General features: G+C 43.2%; 2 protein-coding genes. Both read right to left on the bottom strand.

What is annotated here, in order from left to right; translation table 11 throughout:
- Nucleotides 1-343 (bottom strand): tRNA pseudouridine(13) synthase TruD (gene truD / locus R8N47_RS28530; protein WP_318186524.1); only part of this gene is annotated, 343 nt, incomplete at its 3' end.
- Between the two features lie 46 nt (nt 344-389).
- Nucleotides 390-511: 2-C-methyl-D-erythritol 2,4-cyclodiphosphate synthase (locus R8N47_RS28525; RefSeq protein ID WP_318186525.1), on the bottom strand; the 122-nt coding region annotated here is incomplete at its 5' end.

The following is a 511-nucleotide window of genomic DNA, read 5'->3' as shown; positions in this document are numbered from 1 at the left end:
GAATTTCAATACTTGGGTATTGCGCCAAAAATGTCGAAAAATCTGGAGTCTCACCTTTAGGCAGATGAACACTTAGCCATTGTTCGGTTACTGCATGGCGATCTTTCAGGCCTGCCCAACTAACGTCTTTAGACTTAACACCACAAGCTTTCGCTAGCTCGTTAGCGACGAAACTGGTGTTCTCACCTGTTTTTCGAATGCGCACCATTAAGTGTTCACCTTCTCCCGTGAAGGCAAAACCCAAATCTTCGCGAACCTGAAAGTGTTCTGGTTGCGCTTTAATTTTTGCTGATGCTACTGGCTTGCCTGTGAGGTAAGCCAATGAGGATAAAATATCTGACATGATGTATTTCCACTGCTTACGCAGCTTTAAGGAGCAAATTATTCGATCATTGCTTAAATAGAAGCACGACTGCTTCTGTAGCAATGCCTTCTTTGCGTCCAGTAAAACCAAGACGTTCTGTCGTCGTTGCTTTTACGTTGATGTTGCTAATATCGGTTTCTAGATCTT

Source organism: Vibrio sp. 2132-1, from assembly GCF_033344315.1.
Note: the sequence above shows the minus strand (reverse complement) of the source record. Positions and strands in the feature narration are given on the sequence as shown.